23 protein-coding genes are annotated in these 23,835 nt (G+C 73.4%); 17 read left to right on the top strand and 6 right to left on the bottom strand.

Annotation, left to right across the window (positions count from 1 at the left end):
- Window positions 1–72 precede the first annotated feature (72 nt).
- Window positions 73–876, bottom strand: a complete 804-nt coding sequence (locus tag IF19_RS0100550; protein WP_030112585.1) for an IclR family transcriptional regulator — start codon at window positions 874–876, stop codon at window positions 73–75.
- 393 nt (window positions 877–1,269) lie between these two features.
- Between IF19_RS0100550 and allB the strand changes: the two genes are divergently transcribed.
- The 3 genes from allB to IF19_RS0100535 all read left to right on the top strand — a co-directional run bounded on the left by allB (window position 1,270) and on the right by IF19_RS0100535 (window position 4,308).
- On the top strand, window positions 1,270–2,613 hold the full coding sequence (gene allB / locus IF19_RS0100545) for an allantoinase AllB (protein ID WP_030112584.1): 1,344 nt from the start codon (window positions 1,270–1,272) through the stop codon (window positions 2,611–2,613).
- An 88-nt stretch (window positions 2,614–2,701) separates the two neighbouring features.
- Window positions 2,702–3,823 (top strand): allantoicase, encoded by a 1,122-nt coding sequence (gene alc / locus IF19_RS0100540; RefSeq protein WP_030112583.1) that lies wholly within the window; start codon window positions 2,702–2,704, stop codon window positions 3,821–3,823.
- A 155-nt stretch (window positions 3,824–3,978) separates the two neighbouring features.
- On the top strand, window positions 3,979–4,308 hold the full coding sequence (locus IF19_RS0100535; protein ID WP_030112582.1) for a putative quinol monooxygenase: 330 nt from the start codon (window positions 3,979–3,981) through the stop codon (window positions 4,306–4,308).
- A gap of 86 nt (window positions 4,309–4,394) precedes the next feature.
- Here the strand turns inward: IF19_RS0100535 and IF19_RS0100530 are convergent, their stop codons facing one another.
- From IF19_RS0100530 to IF19_RS0100515, 4 genes are all read right to left on the bottom strand, one after another.
- Entirely contained in the window at window positions 4,395–5,225 is an 831-nt protein-coding gene (locus tag IF19_RS0100530; RefSeq protein WP_030112581.1) for an aldo/keto reductase, read from the bottom strand.
- A gap of 167 nt (window positions 5,226–5,392) precedes the next feature.
- A complete protein-coding gene (locus IF19_RS0100525) occupies window positions 5,393–6,160 on the bottom strand; it encodes an SDR family NAD(P)-dependent oxidoreductase (protein ID WP_030119919.1) in 768 nt (255 codons plus the stop codon).
- Window positions 6,161–6,429: 269 nt separating this feature from the next.
- A complete protein-coding gene (locus IF19_RS0100520) occupies window positions 6,430–7,134 on the bottom strand; it encodes a TetR/AcrR family transcriptional regulator (protein ID WP_050490813.1) in 705 nt (234 codons plus the stop codon).
- Window positions 7,135–7,379: 245 nt separating this feature from the next.
- Window positions 7,380–7,583 (bottom strand): hypothetical protein, encoded by a 204-nt coding sequence (locus IF19_RS0100515; protein WP_030112577.1) that lies wholly within the window; start codon window positions 7,581–7,583, stop codon window positions 7,380–7,382.
- A gap of 145 nt (window positions 7,584–7,728) precedes the next feature.
- Here IF19_RS0100515 and IF19_RS0100510 point away from each other — a divergent pair, with 145 nt between their 5' ends.
- The 4 genes from IF19_RS0100510 (at window position 7,729) to IF19_RS0100495 (ending at window position 12,303) form a co-directional block, all read left to right on the top strand.
- Window positions 7,729–8,949 carry a sensor histidine kinase gene (locus tag IF19_RS0100510; RefSeq protein ID WP_030112576.1) on the top strand — a complete coding sequence of 407 codons (1,221 nt, stop codon included), beginning with the start codon at window positions 7,729–7,731 and terminating at the stop codon, window positions 8,947–8,949.
- A gap of 130 nt (window positions 8,950–9,079) precedes the next feature.
- Window positions 9,080–9,826 (top strand): response regulator transcription factor, encoded by a 747-nt coding sequence (locus IF19_RS0100505; protein ID WP_030277391.1) that lies wholly within the window; start codon window positions 9,080–9,082, stop codon window positions 9,824–9,826.
- 52 nt (window positions 9,827–9,878) lie between these two features.
- Window positions 9,879–11,051 carry a cytochrome P450 family protein gene (locus IF19_RS0100500; RefSeq protein ID WP_030112574.1) on the top strand — a complete coding sequence of 391 codons (1,173 nt, stop codon included), beginning with the start codon at window positions 9,879–9,881 and terminating at the stop codon, window positions 11,049–11,051.
- Window positions 11,052–11,103: 52 nt separating this feature from the next.
- Entirely contained in the window at window positions 11,104–12,303 is a 1,200-nt protein-coding gene (locus IF19_RS0100495) for a cytochrome P450 family protein (RefSeq protein WP_030112573.1), read from the top strand.
- A 127-nt stretch (window positions 12,304–12,430) separates the two neighbouring features.
- Here the strand turns inward: IF19_RS0100495 and IF19_RS0100490 are convergent, their stop codons facing one another.
- Entirely contained in the window at window positions 12,431–13,450 is a 1,020-nt protein-coding gene (locus IF19_RS0100490; protein WP_030277392.1) for a Gfo/Idh/MocA family protein, read from the bottom strand.
- A 128-nt stretch (window positions 13,451–13,578) separates the two neighbouring features.
- Here IF19_RS0100490 and IF19_RS0100485 point away from each other — a divergent pair, with 128 nt between their 5' ends.
- From IF19_RS0100485 to IF19_RS0100440, 10 genes are all read left to right on the top strand, one after another.
- Window positions 13,579–14,337, top strand: a complete 759-nt coding sequence (locus tag IF19_RS0100485; protein WP_030119921.1) for a GntR family transcriptional regulator — start codon at window positions 13,579–13,581, stop codon at window positions 14,335–14,337.
- Between the two features lie 208 nt (window positions 14,338–14,545).
- Complete coding sequence (locus tag IF19_RS0100480; protein ID WP_440211023.1) at window positions 14,546–15,556, top strand: sugar ABC transporter substrate-binding protein; 1,011 nt, start codon at window positions 14,546–14,548, stop codon at window positions 15,554–15,556.
- The gene (locus IF19_RS0100475) at window positions 15,553–16,599 is read left to right on the top strand and encodes an ABC transporter permease (protein ID WP_030187718.1); all 1,047 of its coding nucleotides are present in this window, start codon (window positions 15,553–15,555) and stop codon (window positions 16,597–16,599) included. Before IF19_RS0100480 ends, IF19_RS0100475 begins: the two co-directional genes overlap by 4 nt.
- Entirely contained in the window at window positions 16,596–17,489 is an 894-nt protein-coding gene (locus IF19_RS0100470; RefSeq protein ID WP_030112567.1) for an ATP-binding cassette domain-containing protein, read from the top strand. The genes IF19_RS0100475 and IF19_RS0100470 overlap by 4 nt, the downstream gene beginning before the upstream one ends.
- A gap of 133 nt (window positions 17,490–17,622) precedes the next feature.
- The gene (locus IF19_RS0100465; protein ID WP_030112566.1) at window positions 17,623–18,789 is read left to right on the top strand and encodes an ROK family glucokinase; all 1,167 of its coding nucleotides are present in this window, start codon (window positions 17,623–17,625) and stop codon (window positions 18,787–18,789) included.
- Between the two features lie 71 nt (window positions 18,790–18,860).
- On the top strand, window positions 18,861–19,457 hold the full coding sequence (locus IF19_RS0100460; RefSeq protein WP_030112565.1) for a hypothetical protein: 597 nt from the start codon (window positions 18,861–18,863) through the stop codon (window positions 19,455–19,457).
- Between the two features lie 625 nt (window positions 19,458–20,082).
- A complete protein-coding gene (gene pcaDC / locus IF19_RS0100455; protein ID WP_030112564.1) occupies window positions 20,083–21,357 on the top strand; it encodes a bifunctional 3-oxoadipate enol-lactonase/4-carboxymuconolactone decarboxylase PcaDC in 1,275 nt (424 codons plus the stop codon).
- A gap of 12 nt (window positions 21,358–21,369) precedes the next feature.
- Entirely contained in the window at window positions 21,370–22,023 is a 654-nt protein-coding gene (locus IF19_RS0100450) for an MBL fold metallo-hydrolase (protein ID WP_030112563.1), read from the top strand.
- A 63-nt stretch (window positions 22,024–22,086) separates the two neighbouring features.
- Window positions 22,087–22,866, top strand: a complete 780-nt coding sequence (locus tag IF19_RS0100445; RefSeq protein WP_030112562.1) for an exodeoxyribonuclease III — start codon at window positions 22,087–22,089, stop codon at window positions 22,864–22,866.
- Between the two features lie 82 nt (window positions 22,867–22,948).
- Window positions 22,949–23,686, top strand: a complete 738-nt coding sequence (locus IF19_RS0100440; RefSeq protein WP_030112561.1) for a Clp protease N-terminal domain-containing protein — start codon at window positions 22,949–22,951, stop codon at window positions 23,684–23,686.
- Window positions 23,687–23,835: the final 149 nt, after the last annotated feature.

The raw sequence follows: 23,835 nt of genomic DNA, 5'->3' as shown, positions 1-23,835 counted from the left end.
AGCGGGGTGGGGCGGCGGGGAGGCGGAGCATCCGGTCAGGGCCGGATGCTCCGCCTCCCCGGCTACGCGGCCTCAGCCCCCGTTCGTCCCGTTGCTCGCCAGCGCGTCGGACAGCTCACCGGCGACCTGCTGGAGGATCGGCACGATCCGTTCCGTTGCCGCCTCCGTGACCCGTCCCGCCGGCCCGGAGATGGAGATCGCGGCCGAGGTGGGGGAGTTCGGCACGGAGACAGCGAGGCACCGCACCCCGATCTCCTGCTCGTTGTCGTCCACCGCGTACCCGGCCCGGCGCACCTGCTCCAGCGCGTCGAGGAAGCCCTCCGGGGTGGTGATCGTCTTCTCCGTGGCGGCCGGCATGCCCGTACGGGCGAGCAGTGCGCGGACCTCGTCGGCCGGGGTGTGCGCGAGGAGCGCCTTGCCCACGCCGGTGGAGTGGGGGAGGACCCGGCGGCCGACCTCGGTGAACATCCGCATGGAGTGCTTGGACGGCACCTGGGCGACGTACACGATCTCGTCCCCGTCCAGCAGCGCCATGTTCGCGGTCTCGCCGGTCTCCTCGACCAGCCGGCTGAGGTAGGGGCGGGCCCAGGTGCCCAGCAGCCGCGACGCGGACTCACCGAGCCGGATCAGGCGCGGGCCCAGCGCGTAGCGGCGGTTGGGCTGCTGGCGGACGTAACCGCAGACGACCAGGGTGCGCATCAGCCGGTGGATGGTCGGCAGGGGCAGCCCGCTGCTCGCGGACAGCTCGCTCAGCCCGACCTCGCCCCCGGCGTCCGCCATCCGCTCCAGCAGATCGAAGGCGCGCTCGAGGGACTGCACCCCGCCGCTGGGACCGGCGGGCTTGGAGTCGGCGGTGCTGGCGTGGGACGGCGGCACGTGGGCGATCCTTTCGAAGCGGAAGGCAAGGCAGCAGCCTACCGGGCGGCTTCCGATCGGCCCACTGCTCCCCGGTCGGCGTCCGTGCCGGTCAGGGCCTGTTTTGTCCGGGTGCCGACGGTCGGAGCGGACGGCTCCGCGCCGCCCCTCCTGGCCCATGCTACGTTCCGCAGTTCGAAAAACTACTTTTACTTTGTGGAAACCTCCAGTGGTCCCGGGGTGCCTGTCGGATGCGGCCGGGTGACCGTGGGGCGGGAGGAGGGCGAGGTCTCTTCGTGGCGGGCTCCGGCGGCCCGCGCGCCGGGGGGAGGGGTCTTGACGAGGGCGTTCCCCGCGTGAAGACTCCACCGCAGCTTCAACAGTTCGTTGAATTCCTGGAGTGAAGGAGCACGCGTGTCCGGTCAGGACGTGAACCTGGTACTGCGCTCGACGCGCGTCGTCACCCCCGAGGGAACCCGCCCGGCCTCGGTCGCCGTCGCCGGGGGAACGATCGACGCGGTCCTGGCGTACGACGCCGACGTGCCCGCGGGCGCCCGGCTGGAGGACTTCGGCGACGACGTCCTGCTGCCCGGACTGGTCGACACCCACGTCCATGTGAACGACCCCGGCCGCACCGAGTGGGAGGGGTTCTGGACCGCCACCCGCGCCGCCGCGGCCGGTGGCATCACCACCCTCCTGGACATGCCGCTCAACTCGCTCCCGCCGACCACCACCGTCGAGAACCTGCGGACCAAGCAGGGGGTCGCCGGGCCCAAGGCGCACGTCGACACCGGCTTCTGGGGCGGCGCGATCCCCTCCAACGTCAAGGACCTGCGCCCGCTGTACGAGGCCGGCGTCTTCGGCTTCAAGTGCTTCCTCTCGCCCTCCGGCGTCGAGGAGTTCCCCGAGCTGGACCAGGAGCAACTGGCCCGCTCCATGGCGGAGATCGCCGGGTTCGGCGGACTGCTCATCGTGCACGCCGAGGACCCGCACCACCTGGCCGACGCCCCGCAGCGCCCCGGCCCCGCCTACGCCGACTTCCTCGCCTCCCGCCCGCGCGACGCCGAGAACACCGCGATCGAAGGGCTCATCGCCCACGCCAGGCGGCTGAACGCCCGCGTCCACGTCCTGCACCTGTCCTCCAGCGACGCGCTGCCGCTGATCGCCGCCGCGAAGCGCGAGGGCGTCCGCGTCACCGTCGAGTCCTGCCCGCACTTCCTCACCCTCACCGCCGAGGAAGTCCCGGACGGGGCGACCGAGTTCAAGTGCTGCCCGCCGATCCGTGAGGCCGCCAACCAGGACGCCCTGTGGGCCGGCCTCGCCGACGGCACGATCGACTGCGTCGTCAGCGACCACTCGCCGTGCACCACCGACCTCAAGACCTCCGACTTCGCCTCCGCCTGGGGCGGCATCTCCTCCCTCCAGCTCGGCCTGCCCGCCATCTGGACCGAGGCCCGCCGCCGCGGCCACTCCCTCGACGACGTCGTCCGCTGGATGTCCGCCGCCCCCGCCGAACTCGCGGGACTGACCCGCAAGGGAGCCATCGAGGCGGGCCGTGACGCCGACTTCGCGGTCCTCGCACCCGAAGCGACCTTCACCGTCGACCCCGCCGAGCTCTTCCACCGCAACCAGGTCACCGCCTACGCCGGGAAGACCCTGCACGGCGTGGTCCGCTCCAGCTGGCTGCGCGGGGTCCGCATCGCCTCCGACGGCGAACTCGCCGAGCCCACCGGCCGCCTCCTCGAACGCGACCGCTGACCGGGCCCACCGAACGCTCCTCCCGCACGCGACCACCGACGAGCCCGCCGCCCCGACGCGCCCACCGCCCCGAAAGGAACGCCCCACCATGACGGACGCCGCGATACCCCGCTTCACCGGTGATGCCCGCCCGTACGCGGGAGGCGACCCGTACGCCGACCACCGCACCGCCGACTTCCCCTTCACCCACCTCGTCGATCTGGCCGACCGCTGCCTCGGGGCCGGGGTCATCGCGGCCAACGACGAGTTCTTCGCCGAGCGCGAGAACCTGCTCAAGCCCGGGCCCGCCGTCTTCGACCCGGAGCACTTCGGCCACAAGGGCAAGGTCATGGACGGCTGGGAGACCCGCCGCCGGCGCGGGGCGAGCGCCGCCGAACCGCACCCCACCGCCGACGACCACGACTGGGCCCTCGTCCGCCTCGGCGCACCCGGCGTCGTCCGGGGCATCGTCCTGGACACCGCCCACTTCCGCGGCAACTACCCGCAGGCCGTCTCCGTCCAGGCGACGGCCCTGCCCGGCGCGCCGTCCCCCGAGGACCTGCTCGCCCCCGACGTGAAGTGGACGACGCTCGTTCCCCGTACGGCGGTCGGCGGCCACGCGGCCAACGGCTTCGCCGTCGACGTCGAGCAGCGCTTCACCCACCTGCGGGTCAACCAGCACCCGGACGGCGGAATCGCCCGGCTGCGCGTGTACGGCGAAGTCGTCCCGGACCCCGCCTGGCTCGCCGCCCTCGGCACGTTCGACCTGGCGGCCCTGGAGAACGGCGGCCAGGTCGAGGACGCCTCCGACCGCTTCTACTCCCCGGCCACCAACACCATCCAGCCCGGCCGCTCGCGCAAGATGGACGACGGCTGGGAGACCCGCCGCCGGCGCGACCGGGGCAACGACTGGATCAGCTACCGCCTCGCCGCCCCGTCCGAGATCCGGGCCGTCGAGATCGACACCGCCTACCTCAAGGGCAACGCGGCCGGCTGGGCGAGCCTGTCGGTACGGGACGGGGAGGACGGCGACTGGACCGAGATCCTGCCCCGGACCCGGCTCCAGCCCGACACCGACCACCGCTTCGTGCTCGACGCGGCCGCCCGCGCCACCCACGTACGGGTCGACATCTTCCCGGACGGCGGCATCTCCCGGCTGCGGCTCCACGGCTCGCTCACCGAGGACGGCGCCGCCGCGCTGGCCGCCCGCCACCGGGAGCTCGGCGGCTGATCCCGTACGCGCTCGGCGCACCGCGGTCGCAGGGGGATCGCGGTGCGTCCTGCAGGCCACGCCGGGGGAGGGTGTGCCAGGCTGGCCGGGGTGTGGGAGCGGGCCCGAAGGGCAGGTGAACCGCACCGTCCGACGTCTCGACCAGGAGCACCCCCATGATCTGCATCGCCGTCAAGTTCACCGCACTCGTCGACGAGCGCGACAACTGGCTCCCCCGTCTGGAGGACTTCACCGTCGCCACCCGCAGCGAGCCCGGCAACGTCTTCTTCGACTGGTCCTACAGCGTGGAGAACCCCAACGAGTTCGTCCTGCTGGAGGCGTTCGCCGACGCGGCGGCGGGCGAGGCGCACGTGAACTCGGACCACTTCAAGGCGGCGATCGAGACGATGTCGGACATGGTCGCCGACGTTCCCGAGATCATCAACGTCGAGGTGGAGGGCGCCGGCTGGTCCCGCATGGCGGAGGTCACCCCGCGCGAGCGGTGACGGCCGCCCCGCGCGAGCGGGGACGACGCCGGCCCCGGCGCGGCGGCGCTGCCGAATGCCGCCGCGCCGGGGAACGTGCCCCGCGCTCAGAACTCCTCGTGGGACTCCGGGTCGCCGCCGAACCGCCGCTGCCGCCCGGACGAGAGGGTCGTCAGCTCCTGCGCCGTCAGCTCGAACCCGAACAGGTCGAGGTTCTCCCGCTGCCGCCCCGGGTCGGCGGACTTCGGGATCGGCACCGCGCCCAGCTGCGTGTGCCAGCGCAGCACCACCTGGCCGGGCGTCACCCCGTGGTCCCGCGCGATCGCCACGGTCGTCGGGTCCTCCAGCACCTCACGGCCCCGGGCCAGCGGGCTCCAGCTCTCCGTGAGGACGCCCTTGGCCGCGTGCACCGCCCGCAACTCCTCCTGCGGCAGCAGCGGATGCATCTCGATCTGGTTGACGGACGGCAGGACGCCCGTCTCCAGCTCCAGCCGCTCCAGGTGCGCGGCGGTGAAGTTGGAGACGCCGATCGAGCGGACCAGTCCGTCCTCGCGCAGCCGGACCATCGCCTTCCAGGTGTCGACGTACTTGTCGACGCGGGGCAGCGGCCAGTGGATCAGGTACAGATCGACGTACTCGACGCCCAGCCGGGCCCGCGACTCCTCGAACGAGGCGAGCGTCTCCTCGTACCCGTGGTGGCGTCCGGGCACCTTCGTGGTGAGGCGGACCTCCTCGCGGGGGACTCCGCTGCGGGCGATGCCCCGGCCGGTTCCGGTCTCGTTGCCGTAGTTGAGGGCCGTGTCGATGAGCCGGTAGCCGAGCCCGAGGGCCCCGGCGACGGCCTCCTCGGCCGCCGCGTCGTCCAGCGGGTAGGTGCCGAGCCCCACCGCCGGGAGCCGCGTGCCGTCGTTGAGCGCGTGATCCGGTGTGCCGGACATGTGCTGGTCCCGTCCTTCCCGTCGCTGCCCCGTCCCGGCCAGCGTAGGGCCGGGGCGGGTACGGGGCAGCCGGGCGCGAGGTGCCGGGCGGGGCGCCGGCGCGGAGGGCTTCCCGCTCACGCACCGGCGGGCGGCGGTGGCCGGCACCCGGTCACCGGCCCCGCCGCTCAGGCCGCGTGGCCGCCGTCCACGACCAGCTCGGTGCCGGTGATGAACCCCGCCTCGGCGCTCGCGAGGTACGCGATCAGCGAGGCGACCTCCTCCGCCGTGCCGAACCGGCCCAGGGAGGTCGCCGCCCGCTGCCCCTCGGCGAGCGGCCCGTCCGCCGGGTTGAGATCGGTGTCCACCGGGCCGGGCTGGACCAGGTTCACCGTGATGCCGCGCGGCCCCAGCTCGCGGGCGAGCGGTTTGGTCAGTCCGATCAGGGCGGACTTGCTGAGCCCGTAGAGGGTCGATCCGGGCCCGCCCGTGTACCGGGTCAGGGCGGTGCCCACCGAGACGATCCTGCCCCCGTCGGCCAGCCGCTCCGCAGCGGCCCGGCAGGCGAGGAAGACCGCCCGCACGTTCACCGTCAGCGTCCGGTCCACCTGCTCCCCGGTCAGCTCCCCGATCGGCGCGAGGAGGCCGATGCCCGCGTTGTTGACCAGGACGTCGAGCCGGCCGAGCGCGTCCGCCGCCCGGTGCACGGCGTCGGCGGCGGCCCCGGCGTCGGCCGCGTCGCAGCGCAGGGCCACGCCCCGGCGGCCGAAGCCCTCGATCCCTGCGACGACCGCGTGGGCCGCTGCCTCGTCCTGTACGTAGGTGACGGCGACGTCCGCGCCGTCCCGGGCGAGCCGGAGCGCGGTCGCGGCGCCGATGCCCCGGCTGCCCCCGGTGACCAGGGCGGCCCGGCCCGTGAGACCGGTGGGAACGGCGGGGGAGAGGGTGCTGGACATGGCTGGTTCCTCGCTGATCGGGATGCCGTCGCTCCGACGACGTCCCTCAGCAAACGCGCCCCGTGCCCCGCGCACCGGCGGGTATCGGACACCCACGCCCGCTGGGCCACCCGCTCCCGTCCGGTCACGCCCCCCGTCGGGTCACCTACGTCCGCCCGGACGCTCACGCCCGCCCGGGTACCCGCTCCCGCCCGGGTACCCGCTGCCGTCCGGAAGCCCGGGCCCGCCGAGTCGCCCACCGCCCGGATGCCCGCGCCCGCCCGGGCGGCTCATGGCGAGGGCGGCTGGGCGGGGAGGTGCGCGGAGGCGGGGTGGGAGGGGGGCTGGGCCGGAAGGCACGCGGGAAGCCGCGCGGGATCCGTCGCCGCCGCCCGCAGCCGCACCAGGATGGCCCGCGCCGCCTTCTCGTAACCGAGGTTGTTGTTCTGCAGCACCGACTCCGCGTTGGCCAGCTCCAGCAGGGCGATCACCTCGAAGGCGAGCTGGCACACATCGGTGTCCTCGGCCAGCTCCCCGGTGGCGCGGGCCTCCTCGATCGTCTGCTCGACGAAGGTGACCCAGCCCGTCTGCGCGGAGGCCAGAGCGTCGTGCACCTTGCCGCCCCGCGCGTCGAACTCGGCGGTCGCCGCGTAGAAGAAGCAGCCGCCGCGGAAGACGCGGTCCCGGGAGTAGGCGATCCACGCCTCGCACATCCGCCAGAGCCGGCCGAGCCCCGGCGGCACCGACCGGGTGGGGCGCAGCACATGGTCGACGTAGACCGCCACCGCCGACCGCACGGTCGCGAGCTGGAGCCCCTCCTTCGAGCCGAACAGCGCGAAGACCCCGCTCTTGCTCAGCCCCAGCTCGGTGGCCAGCCTCCCCAGCGACAGGCCCTCCAGCCCTTCGACCGAGGCGATCTGCACCGCCCGCCCCAGGATCAGCTGCCGGGTACGTTCCCCGCGCTCGACCCGCCCGTCCGCCCTTACCGACGTCATGTGACCACTCCGTGCCTCAGAGTTATCGAGGCGTCAGTCTAGGGATCGGCGGAGTCGCCGACGGACCGGTTCCCGCCCCTCCGGACGGCCCGACCGCCCCTGACCACGGGAGTTGCCCGGGAACATGCCGACCCTTACGACAGGTGTTCCTTTTCCGGCCGGGGCGCGGGGCGCGGCGTCCGGGGGACGGGCGCCCTCCGGAGCGGCGCCGCACCTTCCGGGAGACGGCCTTCCGCCGGGCCCCGTCAGCTCTTGATCGCGTCCGCGGCGATCATCACGGCCGCCCCCGCGACGATCAGCACGATGTTGACGAACAGCATGCGGTCGCTGAGGAAATCGATGTGCCGCACCAGCGTCCACAGCCGGAACCAGCCCGTCCACTCGTACAGCAGCCCGCCCACGCCCTGGAGGAAGACCAGGAACCCGATCGTCTCGACGATTTTCTTCATGCGCCGAGCCTCTCCCCGAGGCCGGGCCCACCGCGTCGTCCGAGGGTCCCCGCGGCCCCGCCGAAAGTAGCGGACCGTACGACTTTGGTCGCCGCCCGGCCCACGACGCCGCCCGGGCGGCCGGGAGCTGCGTAACTTTGTCGATATGACGCGCACCGAGTACCGCTGGCTGCTCCCCTCGGCCATGGCCGACCCCGAGCTGCCGGACGACCGGCTCCGGGGGCGGCGGACCGTGCGGGACTGGGCCGTCGACATCACCGCCTTCCTCATCGCCGCGGGCATCGGTCTGCTCGCCCTCGGCACCATCGAGGCCGACGAGACCACGGCGGACGTCGTCGTGTTCGTGGACTCGGTGGTCGGCGCGGTCGCGTGCTGCGCCCTCTGGCTCCGGCGGCGCTGGCCCGTCGGCCTCGCGGTCGCCCTGACCGTCCTGTCCGCCGTCGAGCCCGTGGCCGCCGGGGCGCTGCTGGTGGCCCTGTTCAGCCTCGCCGTCCACCGGCCGTTCAAGCCGGTCGCGATCGTGGGCGCGCTCGCCCTGGCCCTGGTGCCGCTGCAGCCGTTCCTGCGCCCCGACCCCACGACCGGCTACCTCGCCTCGGTCATCTTCGGCGCCCTGCTGATCCTGCTGGTGATCAGCTGGGGCATGGCCGTACGCTCCCGGCGCCAGCTCGTCGTCACCCTGCGGGAACGGGCCCACCGCGCCGAGGCCGAGGCGGAGCTGCGCGCCGAACAGGCCCAGCGGCTCGCCCGGGAGGCCATCGCCCGCGAGATGCACGACGTCCTGGCCCACCGGCTCACCCTGCTCAGCGTGCACGCCGGCGCCCTCGAATTCCGGCCCGACGCCCCGGCCGCCGAGGTCGGCCGGGCGGCCGGCGTCATCCGCGACAGCGCCCACGAAGCGCTCCAGGACCTCCGGGAGATCATCGGCGTCCTGCGCGGGCCCGGCGACGCGGACGAGGGCCACCGGCCGCAGCCCACTCTCGCCACCCTGGAGGCCCTGGTCGCCGAGTCCCGGCTCGCGGGCATGAAGGTGGCCCTCGACAACCGGGTCACCGACCCCGGCGAAGCGCCCGCCGCCACCGGCCGCACGGTCTACCGGATCGCGCAGGAGTGCCTGACCAACGCCCGCAAGCACGCACCCGGCACCGAGGTATCCCTCACCGTCGACGGCGGCCCCGGCGAGGGACTCACCGTCGTGGTGGAGAACCCCGCTCCCACCGAGCCCTTCGAGCGCGTACCCGGCTCCGGCCAGGGGCTCATCGGCCTCACCGAACGCGCCACCCTGGCCGGGGGAGCGCTGGAGCACGGCCCGACGAAGGACGGCGGCTTCGCGGTCCGGGCCCGTCTGCCGTGGCCCGCGCCGTGACGCCCGCCGCGCGGGGGCCGGGGACCGGCCGGTCGGATGCGGGCACTGACTGGTCGGGCAAGGGTGCCTTCCGGTCGGACAAGGGCACCGGCCGGTCGGGTACGGGCACCGGCTGGCTACGGTGGCCGTCATGATCACCCCGCCGTCCCCGCCGTCCCCGCCGTCCCCGGACTCCGCCACGCCCCCGCCCGTCCGGCTGCTGATCGTCGACGACGACCCGCTGGTCCGGGCGGGGCTGACCCTCATGCTCGGCGGCGGCCAGGGCGTCGACATCGTCGGGGAGGGCGCGGACGGCAGCGAGGTCGAGGAACTGGTCGAACGCCTGCGCCCCGACGTGGTCCTGATGGACATCCGGATGCCGGTCATGGACGGGCTCACCGCCACCGAACGGCTGCGCCGACGCCCCGACGCCCCCGAGGTCGTCGTCCTCACCACCTTCCACGCCGACGAGCAGGTGCTGCGGGCGATCCGGGCCGGGGCGGCCGGATTCGTCCTGAAAGACACCCCGCCGGCCCTGATCCTCGACTCAGTCCGCCGGGTCGCCGCCGGGGACCCGGTGCTCTCGCCCACCGTCACCCGCCAGTTGATGGCCCGCGCCGCAGGCGGCGGAGGCGACGACCGGGCAGACCGCGCCGCCCGCGCACGCAGGCGTTTCGACCAACTCGCCGAGCGGGAGCGGGAGGTCGCCGTCGCCGTCGGACGTGGCGGCTCCAACGCCGAGATCGCGGGTTCGCTGTACCTCAGCGTCGCCACCGTCAAGACGCACGTCTCACGGATTCTCGCCAAACTGGATCTCAACAACCGCGTCCAGATCGCCCTGTTGGTCCACGACGCGGGCCTCCTCGACACGGACGGACAGGAAGGCGATCTACGCTGACCGCAGCGGTCCGGACCGGGACGGGCCCGCGACGGGAGAGGGGCTGCCCACCATGGCCGTGCTCGATCTGCGGAACCTGCCGGAGTTCACCTCCGACCCGTATCCGTACTACGCCAAGCTCCGCGCCGAGGGCCCCGTGCACATCGTGCGCACCGAGGACATGGAGCGGATCTGGCTGATCGTCGGATACGAGGAGGGCCGCGCCGCACTCGCCGACCAGCGGTTCGGCAAGGACTGGCGCACCACCGGCCGTTGGGAGGCGTCCGAGGCCCTGCTCAGCGCCAACATGCTGGAGCTGGACGCCCCGCACCACACACGGCTGCGCCGGCTCGTCGTCCGCGAGTTCACCGCCCGGCGCGTCGAGGCGCTGCGCCCGCGCGTCACCGAGGTCACCGGGCAGCTCCTCGACGCGATGGAGGCCCGGGGCTCCGCCGACCTGGTCGACGCGCTCGCCTTCCCGCTGCCGATGACCGTGATCTGCGAACTCCTCGGCGTCCCCGACATCGACCGCGACGCCTTCCGGGCGCTCTCGAACGGCATCGTCACTCCCACCCGGGAGCAGCGCGACGCCGACCCGGCCGGTGCGATGAGCGACTACCTCGTCGAGCTCATCGCCGGCAAACGCCGCTCGCCCGGGGACGACCTGCTGAGCGCGCTCATCCACGCCGCCGACGAGGACGGCGACCGGCTCTCGTCCGCCGAACTCGTCGGCATGGCGTTCCTGTTGCTGGTCGCCGGGCACGAGACCACCGTCAATCTGATCGCCAACGGCGTCCGGGCGCTGCTCGACCACCCGCGCCAACTCGCCCTGCTGCGGGCCGAACCGGAACTCATCGACGGTGCGGTGGAGGAGATGCTCCGCTACGACGGCCCGGTGGAGACCGCCACCTTCCGCTTCGCCCGCGAGGACGTGCGGATCGGATCCACCGTGATCCCGCGCGACGAGGCGGTGCTCGTCGCCCTGGCCTCCGCCGACCGCGACCCCGCCCGCTTCCCCGACGCGGACGCCTTCGACATCCGGCGCGAGCCCCAGGGGCACCTCGGCTTCGGCCACGGCGCGCACTACTGCCTGGGCGCACCGCTCGCCCGGATGGAGGCCCGCATCGCCGTCGCCGCCCTGCTGGAACGCTTCCCCGGCCTCGCCCGCGACCCGTTCGGCGGCGAACCGGACTGGCTGCCGGGCCTGTTGATGCGCGGGGTGCGGACGCTGCCGGTGTGCTGGTGAGGGCCGCTGCCCCCACCGGTCCGGGATGTGACACCTCTCGAAGGGAACCGTGTTGGCCACCGAACCCCTGACCGATCTCGCCGCGTTCGGCGAGCAGTTCACCCGCGACCCCTACCCCGTCTACGCCGCGCTGCGGGAGAAGGGCCCGGTCCACCGGGTGCGGATCCCCGAGGGCGCGGACGCCTGGCTCGTCGTCGGCCACGAACTCGGCCGCACCCTCCTCGCCGACCAGCGCTTCTCCAAGCACTGGAGCCGCGCCTCGCCCGCGCTCGGCGTCGTCAAGGTCTCCTCCGGCACCTCGATGCTCAGCACGGACGCCCCCGACCACACCCGGCTGCGCAAACTCGTCGCCCGCGAGTTCACTCCGCGCCGGATGGAGCGGCTCGCGCCACGCGTCCAGGAGATGACCGACGCCCTGCTCGACACGATGCTCTCCGCCCCGGACCGCACGGCGGACCTCGTCGAGGCGCTCTCCTTCCCGCTGCCCATGTCGGTGATCTGCGAGCTGCTCGGCGTCCCGTCCCTGGACCGGGAGAAGTTCCGCACCTGGTCCGGCCGGGCGCTCTCCTCCACCGACCGCGCCGTGCGCGCCGCGTCGGCCGAGGCGATGACCGCGTACATCTCCGGACTGCTGGACGACAAGCGCGCGCAGTCCGGTGACGACGACCTGCTGAGCGCGCTCATCCACACCGCCGACGAGGACGGCGACCAGCTCTCCGGCGACGAACTGGTCGGCATGGCCTGGCTGTTGCTGGTCGCCGGGCACGAGACCACCGTCAACCTCATCACCAACGGCGTGCACCACCTCCTCGCCCATCCCGACCAACTGGCCCTGCTGCGAGCCGACTTCTCCCTGATCGACAACGCGGTGGAGGAGATCCTGCGGTTCGAGGGGCCGGTGGAGACCCCCACGTACCGCTTCACCACCGAACCGGTCGAGATCGGCGGGACGGTGATCCCCGGCGGCGGCGAGCTGGTGCTTGTCGCCCTGTCGGACGCCAACCGGGACCCGGCGCGCTACCCCGACGGGTCACGGTTCGACATCACCCGTGACGCCCGGGGCCACCTCGCCTTCGGCCACGGCATCCACTACTGCCTGGGCGCGCCGCTGGCCCGCATCGAGGCCCGGATCGCGATCCGGTCGCTGCTGGAACGCTGCCCGGACCTGCGGCCGGCCGCCGACCCGGCGACGCTGGAATGGCGCTCGGGGATGCTCATCCGGGGGCCGCTGACCCTGCCGGTCGCCTGGTAGCGGGGGCGGCCGCCGCACGACGGTGCGGTGCGGGCGGGCGTCGCCTGCCCGCACCGGATAGCCCTGCCCGCACGGGACAGCCCCGCGCCGTCTCGTCCGGCCCCCGAGGGCCCCGGGCGGGTCCGGCTCAGCCGCCGGGGATCTCCGTCATGGCGACCGGCCGCCGCTCCCGGCGGGAGATCTCGCACGCCTCCGCAATCCGCAGGGCGTGCAGGGCCTCTCGCCCGTCGCACGGATTGGCCAGCTCGCCGCGGACCACGCGCAGGAACGCGTCCAGCTCCGCCTCGTACGCCGGGGCGAACCGCTCCAGGAACCCCGGCCAGGGCTTCGCCGGGGCGCCGGGGCCGTCCGGCTCGGCCGAGGTCAGCGGCGTGCGGTCGTCCAGGCCGACGGCGAGCTGGTCCAGCTCCCCGGCCAGCTCCATCCGTACGTCGTACCCGGCGCCGTTGCACCGGGTCGCGGTGGCGGTGGCGAGCGTCCCGTCGTCCAGGGTGAGCAGGACGGCGGCGGTGTCCACGTCCCCGGCCGCCCGGAACATCGCGGGCCCGGCGTCGGACCCGGTGGCGTACACCTCGCCCACCTCCCGGCCCGTCACCCAGCGCAGGATGTCGAAGTCGTGCACGAGGCAGTCGCGGTACAGCCCGCCGGAGAGCGGGAGGTAGGCGGCGGGCGGCGGGGCCGGGTCCGAGGTGGTCGCCCGCACGGTGTGCAGCCGGCCGAGCCTCCCCTCCGCCACCGCCGCCCTCGCCTCGCCGTACCCCGCGTCGAAGCGCCGCATGAAGCCGAGCTGGAGCACGCTGCCCGCCGCCTCGACCTCCGCCAGGGCGGCCAGCGTGCCGGGCAGGTCCAGCGCGATCGGCTTCTCGCAGAAGACCGGCAGCCCGGCGCGGGCCGCTCGCGCGATGAGCCCGGCGTGGGCCGAGGTCGCCGAACAGATCACCACGGCGTCGGGCAGCCCCCGGGCCCCGCCCGCCCCGGTGAACAGGTCCTCCACCGCGACGGCCGACGCCCCGGTCCGTACGGCGGTGCGCGCCGCCCGTTCGGGGTCCGCGTCCGCCAGCAGCAGGGCGTCCACGACAGGGTGGCGGCTCAGCGCCTCCGCATGGAATGTGCCGATCCGTCCCGTTCCGATCAGTCCGATGCGCATGGGCCCAAGGTCTCGTCAGCCCGGTCGTCATGTCAAGCGTTTGTCCTGACAAATGGCGGTCCGCCCGGCAGTGGTGCACGGACCGACGTGCCATGGCTTTGTCCGGACAAGCGAACTACGCTCGCCCCGTGACCGCACATGGAACCGACCGGCCGCTGCCGCTGAGCGTGGACCGCACCAGCCCGGTGCCGCTCTACTTCCAGCTGGCGCAGCAGCTGGAGGCCGCCGTGGAGGAGGGCCGGCTGGCCCCCGGCACCCTGCTCGGGAACGAGATCGACCTCGCCGCCCGCCTCGGCCTGTCCCGGCCGACCGTCCGCCAGGCCATCCAGTCGCTGGTGGACAAGGGCCTGATGGTGCGCCGCCGGGGCGTCGGCACCCAGGTCGTCCACCGCCGGGTCCGCCGCCCGCTGGAGCTCAGCTCGCTCTACGACGACCTGGAGGAGGCGGGACAGCGCCCCACCACCACCGTGCTGCGCGCCACCGCGGAACCGGCGGGCGCCGAGGCTGCCGCCGCGCTCGGCGTCGCGGAGGGCAGCGAGGTGCTCCTCGTCGAGCGGCTGCGCGGCGCCCACGGCGAACCGATGGCCCTCCTGCGCAACCATCTGCCGCCGGGGCTGCTGTCCCCGCGCACCGAGGAGCTGGAGGCGACCGGCCTCTACCGCCTGCTGCGGGCGGCCGGGATCACCCTGCACAGCGCCCGCCAGTCCGTGGGCGCGCGCGCCGCGACCGCACAGGAGGCCGCCGCCCTGGACGAGGAGCCGGGAGCGCCGCTGCTGACGATGGAACGGATCACGTACGACGCCACGGGGCGGGTGGTCGAGTTCGGCTCACACGTCTACCGGGCGACGCGGTACGCGTTCGAGTTCCATCTCCTGGCCCGCCCCTGAGGCGCGGCGCCCCGCGCGAAGGCCCGTCCCCCGCCGCCGTACGAGCCGAAACAGTCCGGGCACACGGGTTGCGCTCGGCCGCCCCGTGCCCCAGGCTCCGTGTCCGTCGGGCGCTCGGGGATACTTGGGCAGCGGCCCGGGGCCGTACACAATCCGGCCCGGTCGAGCGAAGCGCACAGCGAGCAGTATGAAGAAGGGCACGGGCGTCGTGGCAAGGGTTCGGACAGGGGTACGCGCGATGGGCGCCGTGCTGGCAGTGGCGCTGGTCGCCTCCCTCGCGGGATGCAGCAGCACCGGCGGCAAGCGCGCCGAGGAACGCGCGGCCGCCGCCGCCGAGGGGCGGTCCGCGGTGAACACGCCGCGCTGGACCTTCGCGATGGTCACCCACTCGGGCGACGGCGACACCTTCTGGGACATCGTCCAGAAGGGCGCCGAGCAGGCCGCCCTCAAGGACAACATCAACTTCATCTACTCGCACAACGACGAGGGCAACCAGCAGGCCCAGCTCGTCCAGACCGCGATCGACAAGAAGGTCGACGGGCTGATCGTCTCGCTGGCCAAGCCCGACGCGATGAAGGCCGTGGTCGCCAAGGCCGTCAAGGCGGGCATCCCGGTCGTCACCGTCAACTCCGGCTCCGCCGAGTCCAAGGAGTTCGGGGCGCTCACCCACATCGGCCAGGACGAGGCGATCGCCGGCGAGGCCGTCGGCGACGAGCTGAACGCCCGGGGCCGCAAGAAGGCCCTGTGCGTCCTCCACGAGCAGGGCAACGTCGGCCACGAGCAGCGCTGCGCCGGAGCGAAGAAGACCTTCGACGGCACCCTGCAGAACCTGTACGTCGACGGCACCAACATGCCCGACGTCACCGCGTCCATCGAGGCCAAGCTCCAGTCCGACCAGGACATCGACGCGGTCGTCACCCTCGGCGCCCCCTTCGCCGACGCGGCCGTCCAGGCCAAGCAGACGGCGGGCAGCAAGGCCGAGATCGACACCTTCGACCTCAACGCCAAGGTGGCCACCGGCCTCCAGAGCGACAAGCTCGGCTTCGCCGTCGACCAGCAGCCCTACCTCCAGGGCTACCAGGCCGTCGACCTGCTCTGGCTCTACCGCTACAACCGCAACGTGCTCGGCGGCGGCCTGCCCGTCCTCACCGGACCCCAGGTGATCACCAAGGACGACGCCGACGCCCTCGCCGACTTCACCAAGCGGGGCACCCGATGAGCGGCTCCACCGCCGCGCCGGACCGTCCCGACGAACGCCTGGTGCGCACCTCGCCGCTGCGCAAGCTCCTCGGCCGCCCCGAACTGGGCTCGGTCGTCGGCGCCGCCGCCGTCTTCCTGTTCTTCGCGATCGTCGCCGACAGCTTCCTGCGGGCCTCCAGCTTCGGCACCGTGCTGTACGCGGCCTCCGTCCTCGGCATCATGGCCGCCCCGGTCGCGCTGCTGATGATCGGCGGCGAGTTCGACCTCTCGGCCGGTGTCCTGGTGACCAGCTCGGCGCTGGTCTCCTCGATGTTCAGCTACCAGATGACGGCCAACGTCTGGGTCGGCGTCCTCGTCTCGCTGCTCGTCACGCTCGCCATCGGCGCGTTCAACGGCTTCATGCTGACCCGCACCAAACTGCCCAGCTTCATCATCACGCTCGGCACCTTCCTGATGCTGACCGGCCTGAACCTCGGCTTCACCAAGCTGATCAGCGGCACCGTCTCCACCAAGGGCATCGGCGACATGGAGGGCTTCGACTCGGCCCACGCCCTGTTCGCCTCCACACTGACCCTCGGAAGCATCCAGCTCAAGGTGACGATCCTGTGGTGGATCGCCCTGGTCGCCGTCGCCACCTGGATCCTGCTCCGTACCCGCTTCGGCAACTGGATCTTCGCCGTCGGCGGCGAGGCAGACGCCGCCCGCGCGGTCGGCGTCCCGGTCATCCGCACCAAGATCGGGCTGTACCTGGGCGTCGCCTTCGCCGCCTGGGTCTCCGGCCAGCACCTGCTGTTCAGCTACGACGTCGTCCAGTCCGGCGAGGGCGTCGGCAACGAGCTGACGTACATCATCGCCGCCGTCATCGGCGGCTGCCTGATCACCGGCGGCTACGGCTCCGCGATCGGCTCGGCGGTCGGCGCCTTCATCTTCGGCATGACCAGCAAGGGCATCGTGTACGCCGAGTGGAACCCGGACTGGTTCAAATTCTTCCTGGGAGCCATGCTGCTCCTGGCCACCCTGCTCAACGCGTGGGTGCGCAAGCGCGCGGAGGCGACGACATGACGGCCACCCCCGACAGCACCGCGGGAGCGACCGCCGGAGCCCAGGCCGACGCGGAGCCGCCGACCGGTTCCGGACCCCTGGTCGAGCTGGACGACGTCTCCAAGTTCTACGGCAACATCAAGGCCCTGGAACACGTCTCGCTGGAGGTCCACGCCGGGGAGATCACCTGCGTCCTCGGCGACAACGGCGCCGGGAAGTCCACCCTCATCAAGATCATCGCGGGGCTGCACCGGCACGACGGCGGACGCTTCCTGATCGAGGGCGAGGAGACCGTCCTCGCCAACCCGCGCGACGCCCTGGACCGGGGCATCGCCACCGTCTACCAGGACCTCGCCGTCGTCCCGCTGATGCCGGTCTGGCGGAACTTCTTCCTCGGCTCCGAGCCCACCACCGGCTTCGGCCCCTTCAAGCGCCTCGACGTCCGCATGATGCGCGAGACGACCCGTACGGAACTGCTCCGCATGGGCATCGACCTGCGCGACGTCGACCAGCCCATCGGCACCCTGTCCGGCGGCGAGCGCCAGTGCGTGGCCATCGCCCGCGCCGTCTACTTCGGCGCCAAGGTCCTCGTCCTGGACGAGCCGACCGCCGCACTGGGCGTGAAGCAGTCCGGCGTGGTCCTCAAGTACGTGGCGGCCGCCCGCGACGCCGGGCTCGGCGTGGTCCTCATCACGCACAACCCGCACCACGCCCACCTCGTCGGCGACCGGTTCGTCCTCCTCAAGCGCGGCGTGATGTCCGGCAGCCACACCAAGGACGACATCACGCTGGACGAACTGACCCGGCAGATGGCGGGCGGCAGCGAGCTGGAGGAGCTCAGCCACGAGCTGGAACGCACCCCGGCCCCCACCCTCCCGGGCGCGTCCACCGCGACCGACGACACCCCCTGACCCGGGGCCCGCTCCGGCGCGGCCGGCCCCGGTCGTCGGTCGGCCGGGTCCGGGCAGTGGCAGAATCGACCGCGGCGGGCGCCGTCCGCCGCCGGCCGCGACCGCGACCGGGCCCCGAGACCCCGCAGGGACGATGAGCACGTACCGCGACTTCGCACACCGCGGCTCAGCCCGCGCCACCGTCCTCAAGACCGTCGGCACCAAGGAACGCCGCTCGCACCTGTCCGCCCCCCGGGTCCCCACGGTCGGGATCGACATCGGCGGCACCAAGGTGATGGCGGGCGTCGTCGACGCGGACGGCACCATCCTGGAGCAGGTGCGCACCGAGACGCCCGACAAGTCCAAGAGCCCCAAGGTCGTCGAGGACACCATCGTCGAACTGGTCCTGGACCTCTCCGACCGGCACGACGTCCACGCCGTCGGCATCGGCGCGGCGGGCTGGGTGGACGCCGACCGCTCCAAGGTGCTGTTCGCCCCCCATCTGGCCTGGCGCGACGAGCCCCTGCGCGACGCCCTCGCCTCCCGCCTCGTCGTCCCCGTCATGGTCGACAACGACGCCAACACCGCCGCCTGGGCGGAGTGGCGCTTCGGAGCGGGCCGGGGCGAGGACCACCTCGTCATGATCACCCTCGGTACGGGCATCGGCGGCGCGATCCTGGAGGACGGCCGGGTCAAGCGCGGCAAGTACGGGGTGGCCGGTGAGTTCGGCCACATGCAGGTGGTCCCCTCGGGCCACCGCTGCCCCTGCGGCAACCGCGGCTGCTGGGAGCAGTACAGCTCCGGCAACGCCCTGGTCCGCGAGGCCCGGGAACTGGCCGCCGCCGACTCCCCGGTGGCGCACTACCTGCTGGACCGGGTGAAGGGGAACGTCTCCGACATCACCGGGCCCCTCATCACCGAACTGGCCCGCGAGGGCGATGCGATGTGCATCGAACTCCTCCAGGACATCGGCCAGTGGCTCGGCGTCGGCATCGCCAACCTGGCCGCCGCGCTCGACCCCTCCTGCTTCGTCATCGGAGGCGGTGTCAGCGCCGCCGACGACCTCCTGATCAACCCCGCCCGCGACGCCTTCAAACGCCACCTCACCGGCCGCGGCTACCGCCCCGAGGCCCGTATCGCGAAGGCGCAGCTCGGCCCCGAGGCGGGTATGGTCGGCGCCGCGGACCTGGCCCGGCTGGTCGCCCGCCGCTTCCGCCGGGCCAACCGGCGCCGCGTCGAGCGGTACGAGCGGTACGCCCAGATCTACGACCAGGCGGCGAGCACCATCCGCAACACGCGGCCCACCCGTACCGTCGACTGAACCGCGGCCGCCCTCCTCGGCGTCCCCGTCTCCGTACGCCATGACCGCAGCACCGTAGGGACCACCTGATCATGATCGCAGCCGAGCACCCCGTGGTGCCGCACCAGTCGGAGTCTCCGGGCGACGGCGAGGGCAAGCCGCCCGAGGACCCGCGGCGCGTGTTCAAGCGGCGCTTCATCACCGCCACGATCATCGTGCTGCTGATCGGCATCCCGGCCGGCTACCTGCTCATCTCCGCGGGCCAGAGCCGTCGCTCGGGCCAGGGCAAGGCGGAGGAGGCGTCCGCGCAGGGCCTCCGGGAGGGCTGGCCCTCGAAGATGCAGCGCCGGATCTTCGAGATCCCGATCCCCGGCAACGGCCAGGGCGTGCAGTACTACGAGACGAACAACTGGAAAGCCAGCCGGATGTACGCGAAGTTCCGGACGACCTCCGCCGGTCTCGACCGCTTCCTGTCCGGCATGGGCACCGGCCGTGCGGCCCTGGAGCCGGACACCATCGACATCAGCCAACGGGACATCAAGATCACCGGCTGGTCGTTCGGCGCCGGAGAGCGCTGGGCCAGCACCACGCACCGAAACACGAAGCCGCGCCCCACCCAGACCGTCACCGTCAACATGACCGATCCGGCCAGTCCGGTCGTCTACGTCGTATCGGCGGCGACCCCCTGACCCGGGGGCCGGAAGGGCGCTCAGTAACCTGGAGCGAGTGAGCGAAGTGAGCGAGACGACCCCGCAGCCCGTGCAGGCCCCCCACCCGGGCGGGCCCGCCCCGCACCACGGAGCGCCTCACCGTGCGGCTCCGGTTCCGCCCCCGCACGGGGGACCGGACGCCGTGCCCCGGCCGGCCGCTCCGGAGCCGTACCCGGACCCGGCCCCCACCTACCCGGTCCCGGGCGGCGGTGGTACGCCCGGCTTCCCGCAGGCTCCGGTCTCTGCGCAGCCGGAGCGCCGCGTGCCCGGCCCGCAGGCCACGGCGCCGACCGGACCCGGCCCGCAGGGGCCCTTCGCGCCGCAGCCGCCGGGTCCGGGGACGGCGGACGGCCCGGGACCGCAGGGCGCGCACGCCCCTCCCGTACCGCAGGGTGCCTCCGGCCCGTTCGCCCCTCCCGCGCCGCAGGGCTCTTCCGGCCCGTTCGCCCCTCCCGTACCGCAGGACGCGCAGGCCACTCCCGTACCGCCGGGCGCACACGCCGCACCCATACCGCCGGGCGCACACGCCACGCAGGATCCGCAGGCCCAGCCGATCGCGCCGGTCCCGCCGGGCGGCGGCCAGGGGGCGCATGCCGCGGGCGAGCTGCCCCGGACGCTCCAGTACCGGTTCGACGGGCCCGAGGACGCCCCCGTCCTGGTCATCGGCCCCTCCCTCGGGACGACGTGGCACATGTGGGACCGCCAGATACCCGAGCTGTCCCAGCACTGGCGGGTCTTCCGCTACGACCTGCCCGGCCACGGCGGCGCGCCCGCCCACGCCGCGGCGTCCGTCGCCGACCTGGCCGACCGGCTGCTCGCGACGCTGGACGGGCTCGGGGTCCAGCGGTTCGGCTACGCGGGCTGCTCGATCGGCGGGGCGGTCGGCGCGGACCTGGCGCTGCGCCACCCGCACCGGGTCGCCTCGCTGGCGCTGGTCGCCTCCTCGCCCCGGTTCGGCACGGCCGACGAGTTCCGCCAGCGCGGCGTGATCGTCCGCACCAACGGCCTGGAGCCGATGGCCCGCACCGCCCCGGAACGCTGGTTCACCCCCGGCTTCGCCGCCGCGCAGCCCGCCATCGTCGAGTGGGCCGTGCAGATGGTCCGCACCACCGACCCCGGGTGCTACATCGCCGCCTGCGAGGCCCTCGCGGCGTTCGACATCCGCGGCGCACTCGGCCGGATCGGCGTCCCCACCCTGGTGCTGGTCGGGGCGGAGGACCAGGTCACCGGCCCCGCCGAGGCCCGCACCCTGGTCGCCGGGATACCGGACGCCCGCCTGGCGCTCGTCCCCGGCGCCTCGCACCTCGCCCCCGTCGAACAGCCCGTCGCCGTCAGCGACCTGCTGCTGACGCATTTCTCCACCGCCTGGCAGCAGGACACCTCGGCCGCCATCCCCGTGCTGCCCCAGGCCCCCGGTGCCGCCGGCACCGCCGCTTCCTTCGCCCCGGTGGCCGAGATCGCGCCGGCCGCCGTGCCCGACGCCGCCGAACCGGCGCCCGACGACCGGTACGACCGGGGCACGCGGGTGCGCCGCGAGGTGCTGGGGGACTCCCACGTCGACGCGGCGCACGCCGCGTCGGACGCCTTCACCGAGGACTTCCAGGAATTGGTCACCCGGTACGCCTGGGGCGAGGTCTGGAGCAGGGACGGCCTCGACCGCCGCACCCGCAGCGTCATCACGCTCACCGCGCTCGTCGCCTCGGGTCATCCGGAGGGCCTGGCCGCGCACGCCCGCGCCGCCCTGCGCAACGGCCTGACGCCCGCCGAGATCAAGGAAATCCTCCTCCAGACCGCCGTCTACTGCGGCCTCCCGGCAGCCGGGGCCGCGTTCGCCGTGGCGGGAAAGGTGATCCAGGAGGAAACCACACCGCCCGCGTAGCAGGATGGAGCCATGAACGCATCACCCGGGGCACTCACCCTCACCAAGAAGACCCACTCCTGCGTCCGGATCGAGAAGGAGGGGCGGGTCCTGGTCATCGACCCCGGGGGCTTCTCCGAGGACGACGCGGCACTCGGCGCGGACGTCGTGCTGGTCACGCACGAGCATCCGGACCACTTCAACGAGGCGCGGCTGCGGGCGGGCCTGGAGGCGAACCCGGCGGCCGAGATCTGGACGCTGCGCAGCGTCGCCGACCAGCTCACGGCCGCCTTCCCGGGCCGGGTGCACACGGTGGGCGACGGCGACGCGTTCTCGGCGGCCGGGTTCGACGTCACCGTGCACGGGGAACTGCACGCGGTGATCCACCCGGACATCCCGCGGATCACCAACGTCGGCTTCCTGGTGGACGGTTCGGTCTTCCACCCCGGCGACGCGCTGACCGTTCCCGAGCGGCCCGTGGACACGCTGCTGCTGCCGGTGATGGCCCCCTGGAGCAAGATCTCCGAGGTGATCGACTACGTACGCGAGGTGAAGCCGCGCCGCGCGATCGACGTCCACGACGCGCTGCTGACCGACCTGGCGCGGCCGGTCTACGACCACCAGATCGGGGCCCTGGGCGGCGCGGACCACGACCGGCTGGCCCCGGGCGGCGTCACGGAGCTGTGAGGGCACGGCGGCCGGGCGGCGGGTTTTCGCTGCCTGTCAGTGGGAGCGGCTAGGTTGGGGAGCATGCGCATCGCCACCTGGAACGTCAATTCGATCACCGCCCGGCTGCCGAGGCTGCTGGCCTGGCTGGAGAGCAGCGGCACCGACGTGCTGTGCATCCAGGAGACCAAGTGCACGGCCGAGCAGTTCCCCGCCGAAGCCCTGCGCGAGGCGGGGTACGAGTCCGCCGTGAACGCCACGGGCCGGTGGAACGGGGTCGCCCTGCTCTCCCGCGTCGGCCTCACCGACGTCGTCACCGGTCTGCCCGGCGGTCCGGAGTACGAGGGCGTCCAGGAGCCCCGCGCGATCTCGGCGACCTGCGGGCCGGTGCGCCTGTGGTCGGTGTACGTGCCGAACGGCCGCGAGGTCGAGCACGACCACTACACGTACAAGCTGGCCTGGCTGGAAGCCCTCCGCGAGGCCGTCGCGTCCGACGTGCCGGGACCGCTGCCCTTCGCGGTCCTGGGCGATTTCAACGTGGCCCCCACCGACGAGGACGTCTGGGACCCGGCGCTGTTCGAGGGCGCCACCCACGTCACCCCCGCCGAGCGCGCCGCCCTGACCGCCCTGGAGGGGGAGGGGCTGGACGAGGTGCTGCCCCGCCCCCTGAAGTACGACCGCGCCTACACCTTCTGGGACTACCGCGAGCTGCGGTTCCCCAAGAACAAGGGCATGCGGATCGACCTGACGTACGGCAACGCCGCCTTCACGGCCGCCGTCAAGGACAGCTACGTGGACCGCGAGGAGCGCAAGGGGAAGGGCGCTTCGGACCACGCGCCGGTGGTGGTCGACCTCGACCTCTGAGTCGAGGAGGGCGGACGGAGGCTGCGCATTCGCGTGACAACCCAAGGTTGACACCCGCCGGGTGTCAACCTACGGTTGTCACATGACGCAGCCTCTTCCCGCCACGCCTTCCGTACGCCTCGACGACCTGATCGAGGCCATCAAGAAGACCAACGACGACGCCCTGGAACAGCTCTCCGGCGCGGTGCTCGCCGCCGACCACCTCGGTGACGTGGCCGACCACCTGATCGGCCACTTCGTGGACCAGGCCCGCCGCTCCGGCGCCTCCTGGACCGACATCGGCCGCAGCATGGGGGTCACCCGCCAGGCCGCCCAGAAGCGCTTCGTGCCGAAGAAGAACGAGGGCGCCTCGGACCTGGATCCCAACGAGGGCTTCAACCGTTTCACCCCGCGCGCCCGCAACGTGGTGGTCGCCTCCCACAACGAGGCCCGGACGGCCCGGCACGCCGAGATCGTCCCCGCCCACCTGGTCCTCGGTCTGCTCGCCGAGCCCGAGGCCGTCGCCGCCCGCGTCCTCACCGGCCAGGGCGTGACACCGGACGCGCTGCGCACGGCCGCGACCGCCGTGCTGCCCGCCGCCGTGGACGAGACGCCCGAACTCGTCCCGTACGACGCGGACTCCCGCAAGGTCCTGGAGCTGACCTTCCGCGAGGCGCTCCGCCTGGGCCACAACTACGTGGGCACCGAGCACATCCTGCTCGCCCTGCTGGAGTTCGAGGGCGGCTCCGGCGTGCTGACCGGCCTCGGCCTGGAGAAGGAGACCGTGTCCGCCGCGGTCGAGCGAGCGGTGGCCGAGGCGGCCCAGGCCCTGCACCAGTAGGGGCCGAGGCGGACGGCGGGCTCTCGCGGCACCGACGCCGGGCGGCGGAGCCCGCCGCCCGCCCGACACCGATAGCAGCGCGCCGCCGAGCCCCGGCGACCAGTGGCCCGAGCCCGCCGCCCGCACGACGCCGGCGCCCGCGCGGCAGC

The sequence above is a fragment of the Streptomyces californicus genome, from assembly GCF_000717645.1.
Lineage (GTDB): Bacteria > Actinomycetota > Actinomycetes > Streptomycetales > Streptomycetaceae > Streptomyces > Streptomyces californicus.
The sequence above is the reverse complement of the archived record's forward strand: the minus strand, read 5'-3'. Positions and strand labels throughout refer to the sequence as shown.

What these genes read in the sequence shown, in the direction of transcription:
- IF19_RS0100475 (WP_030187718.1), top strand. Translation starts at nt 15,553, where the DNA reads ATGAGCGGCTCCACCGCCGCGCCGGACCGTCCCGACGAACGCCTGGTG.
- IF19_RS0100460 (WP_030112565.1), top strand. Translation starts at nt 18,861, where the DNA reads ATGATCGCAGCCGAGCACCCCGTGGTGCCGCACCAGTCGGAGTCTCCG.
- IF19_RS0100535 (WP_030112582.1), top strand. Translation starts at nt 3,979, where the DNA reads ATGATCTGCATCGCCGTCAAGTTCACCGCACTCGTCGACGAGCGCGAC.
- IF19_RS0100525 (WP_030119919.1), bottom strand. Translation starts at nt 6,160, where the DNA reads ATGTCCAGCACCCTCTCCCCCGCCGTTCCCACCGGTCTCACGGGCCGG.
- IF19_RS0100450 (WP_030112563.1), top strand. Translation starts at nt 21,370, where the DNA reads ATGAACGCATCACCCGGGGCACTCACCCTCACCAAGAAGACCCACTCC.
- IF19_RS0100505 (WP_030277391.1), top strand. Translation starts at nt 9,080, where the DNA reads ATGATCACCCCGCCGTCCCCGCCGTCCCCGCCGTCCCCGGACTCCGCC.
- IF19_RS0100440 (WP_030112561.1), top strand. Translation starts at nt 22,949, where the DNA reads ATGACGCAGCCTCTTCCCGCCACGCCTTCCGTACGCCTCGACGACCTG.
- alc (WP_030112583.1), top strand. Translation starts at nt 2,702, where the DNA reads ATGACGGACGCCGCGATACCCCGCTTCACCGGTGATGCCCGCCCGTAC.
- IF19_RS0100490 (WP_030277392.1), bottom strand. Translation starts at nt 13,450, where the DNA reads ATGCGCATCGGACTGATCGGAACGGGACGGATCGGCACATTCCATGCG.
- IF19_RS0100465 (WP_030112566.1), top strand. Translation starts at nt 17,623, where the DNA reads ATGAGCACGTACCGCGACTTCGCACACCGCGGCTCAGCCCGCGCCACC.
- IF19_RS0100445 (WP_030112562.1), top strand. Translation starts at nt 22,087, where the DNA reads ATGCGCATCGCCACCTGGAACGTCAATTCGATCACCGCCCGGCTGCCG.
- IF19_RS0100530 (WP_030112581.1), bottom strand. Translation starts at nt 5,225, where the DNA reads ATGTCCGGCACACCGGATCACGCGCTCAACGACGGCACGCGGCTCCCG.
- IF19_RS0100520 (WP_050490813.1), bottom strand. Translation starts at nt 7,134, where the DNA reads ATGACGTCGGTAAGGGCGGACGGGCGGGTCGAGCGCGGGGAACGTACC.
- IF19_RS0100500 (WP_030112574.1), top strand. Translation starts at nt 9,879, where the DNA reads ATGGCCGTGCTCGATCTGCGGAACCTGCCGGAGTTCACCTCCGACCCG.
- IF19_RS0100470 (WP_030112567.1), top strand. Translation starts at nt 16,596, where the DNA reads ATGACGGCCACCCCCGACAGCACCGCGGGAGCGACCGCCGGAGCCCAG.
- IF19_RS0100510 (WP_030112576.1), top strand. Translation starts at nt 7,729, where the DNA reads ATGACGCGCACCGAGTACCGCTGGCTGCTCCCCTCGGCCATGGCCGAC.
- IF19_RS0100515 (WP_030112577.1), bottom strand. Translation starts at nt 7,583, where the DNA reads ATGAAGAAAATCGTCGAGACGATCGGGTTCCTGGTCTTCCTCCAGGGC.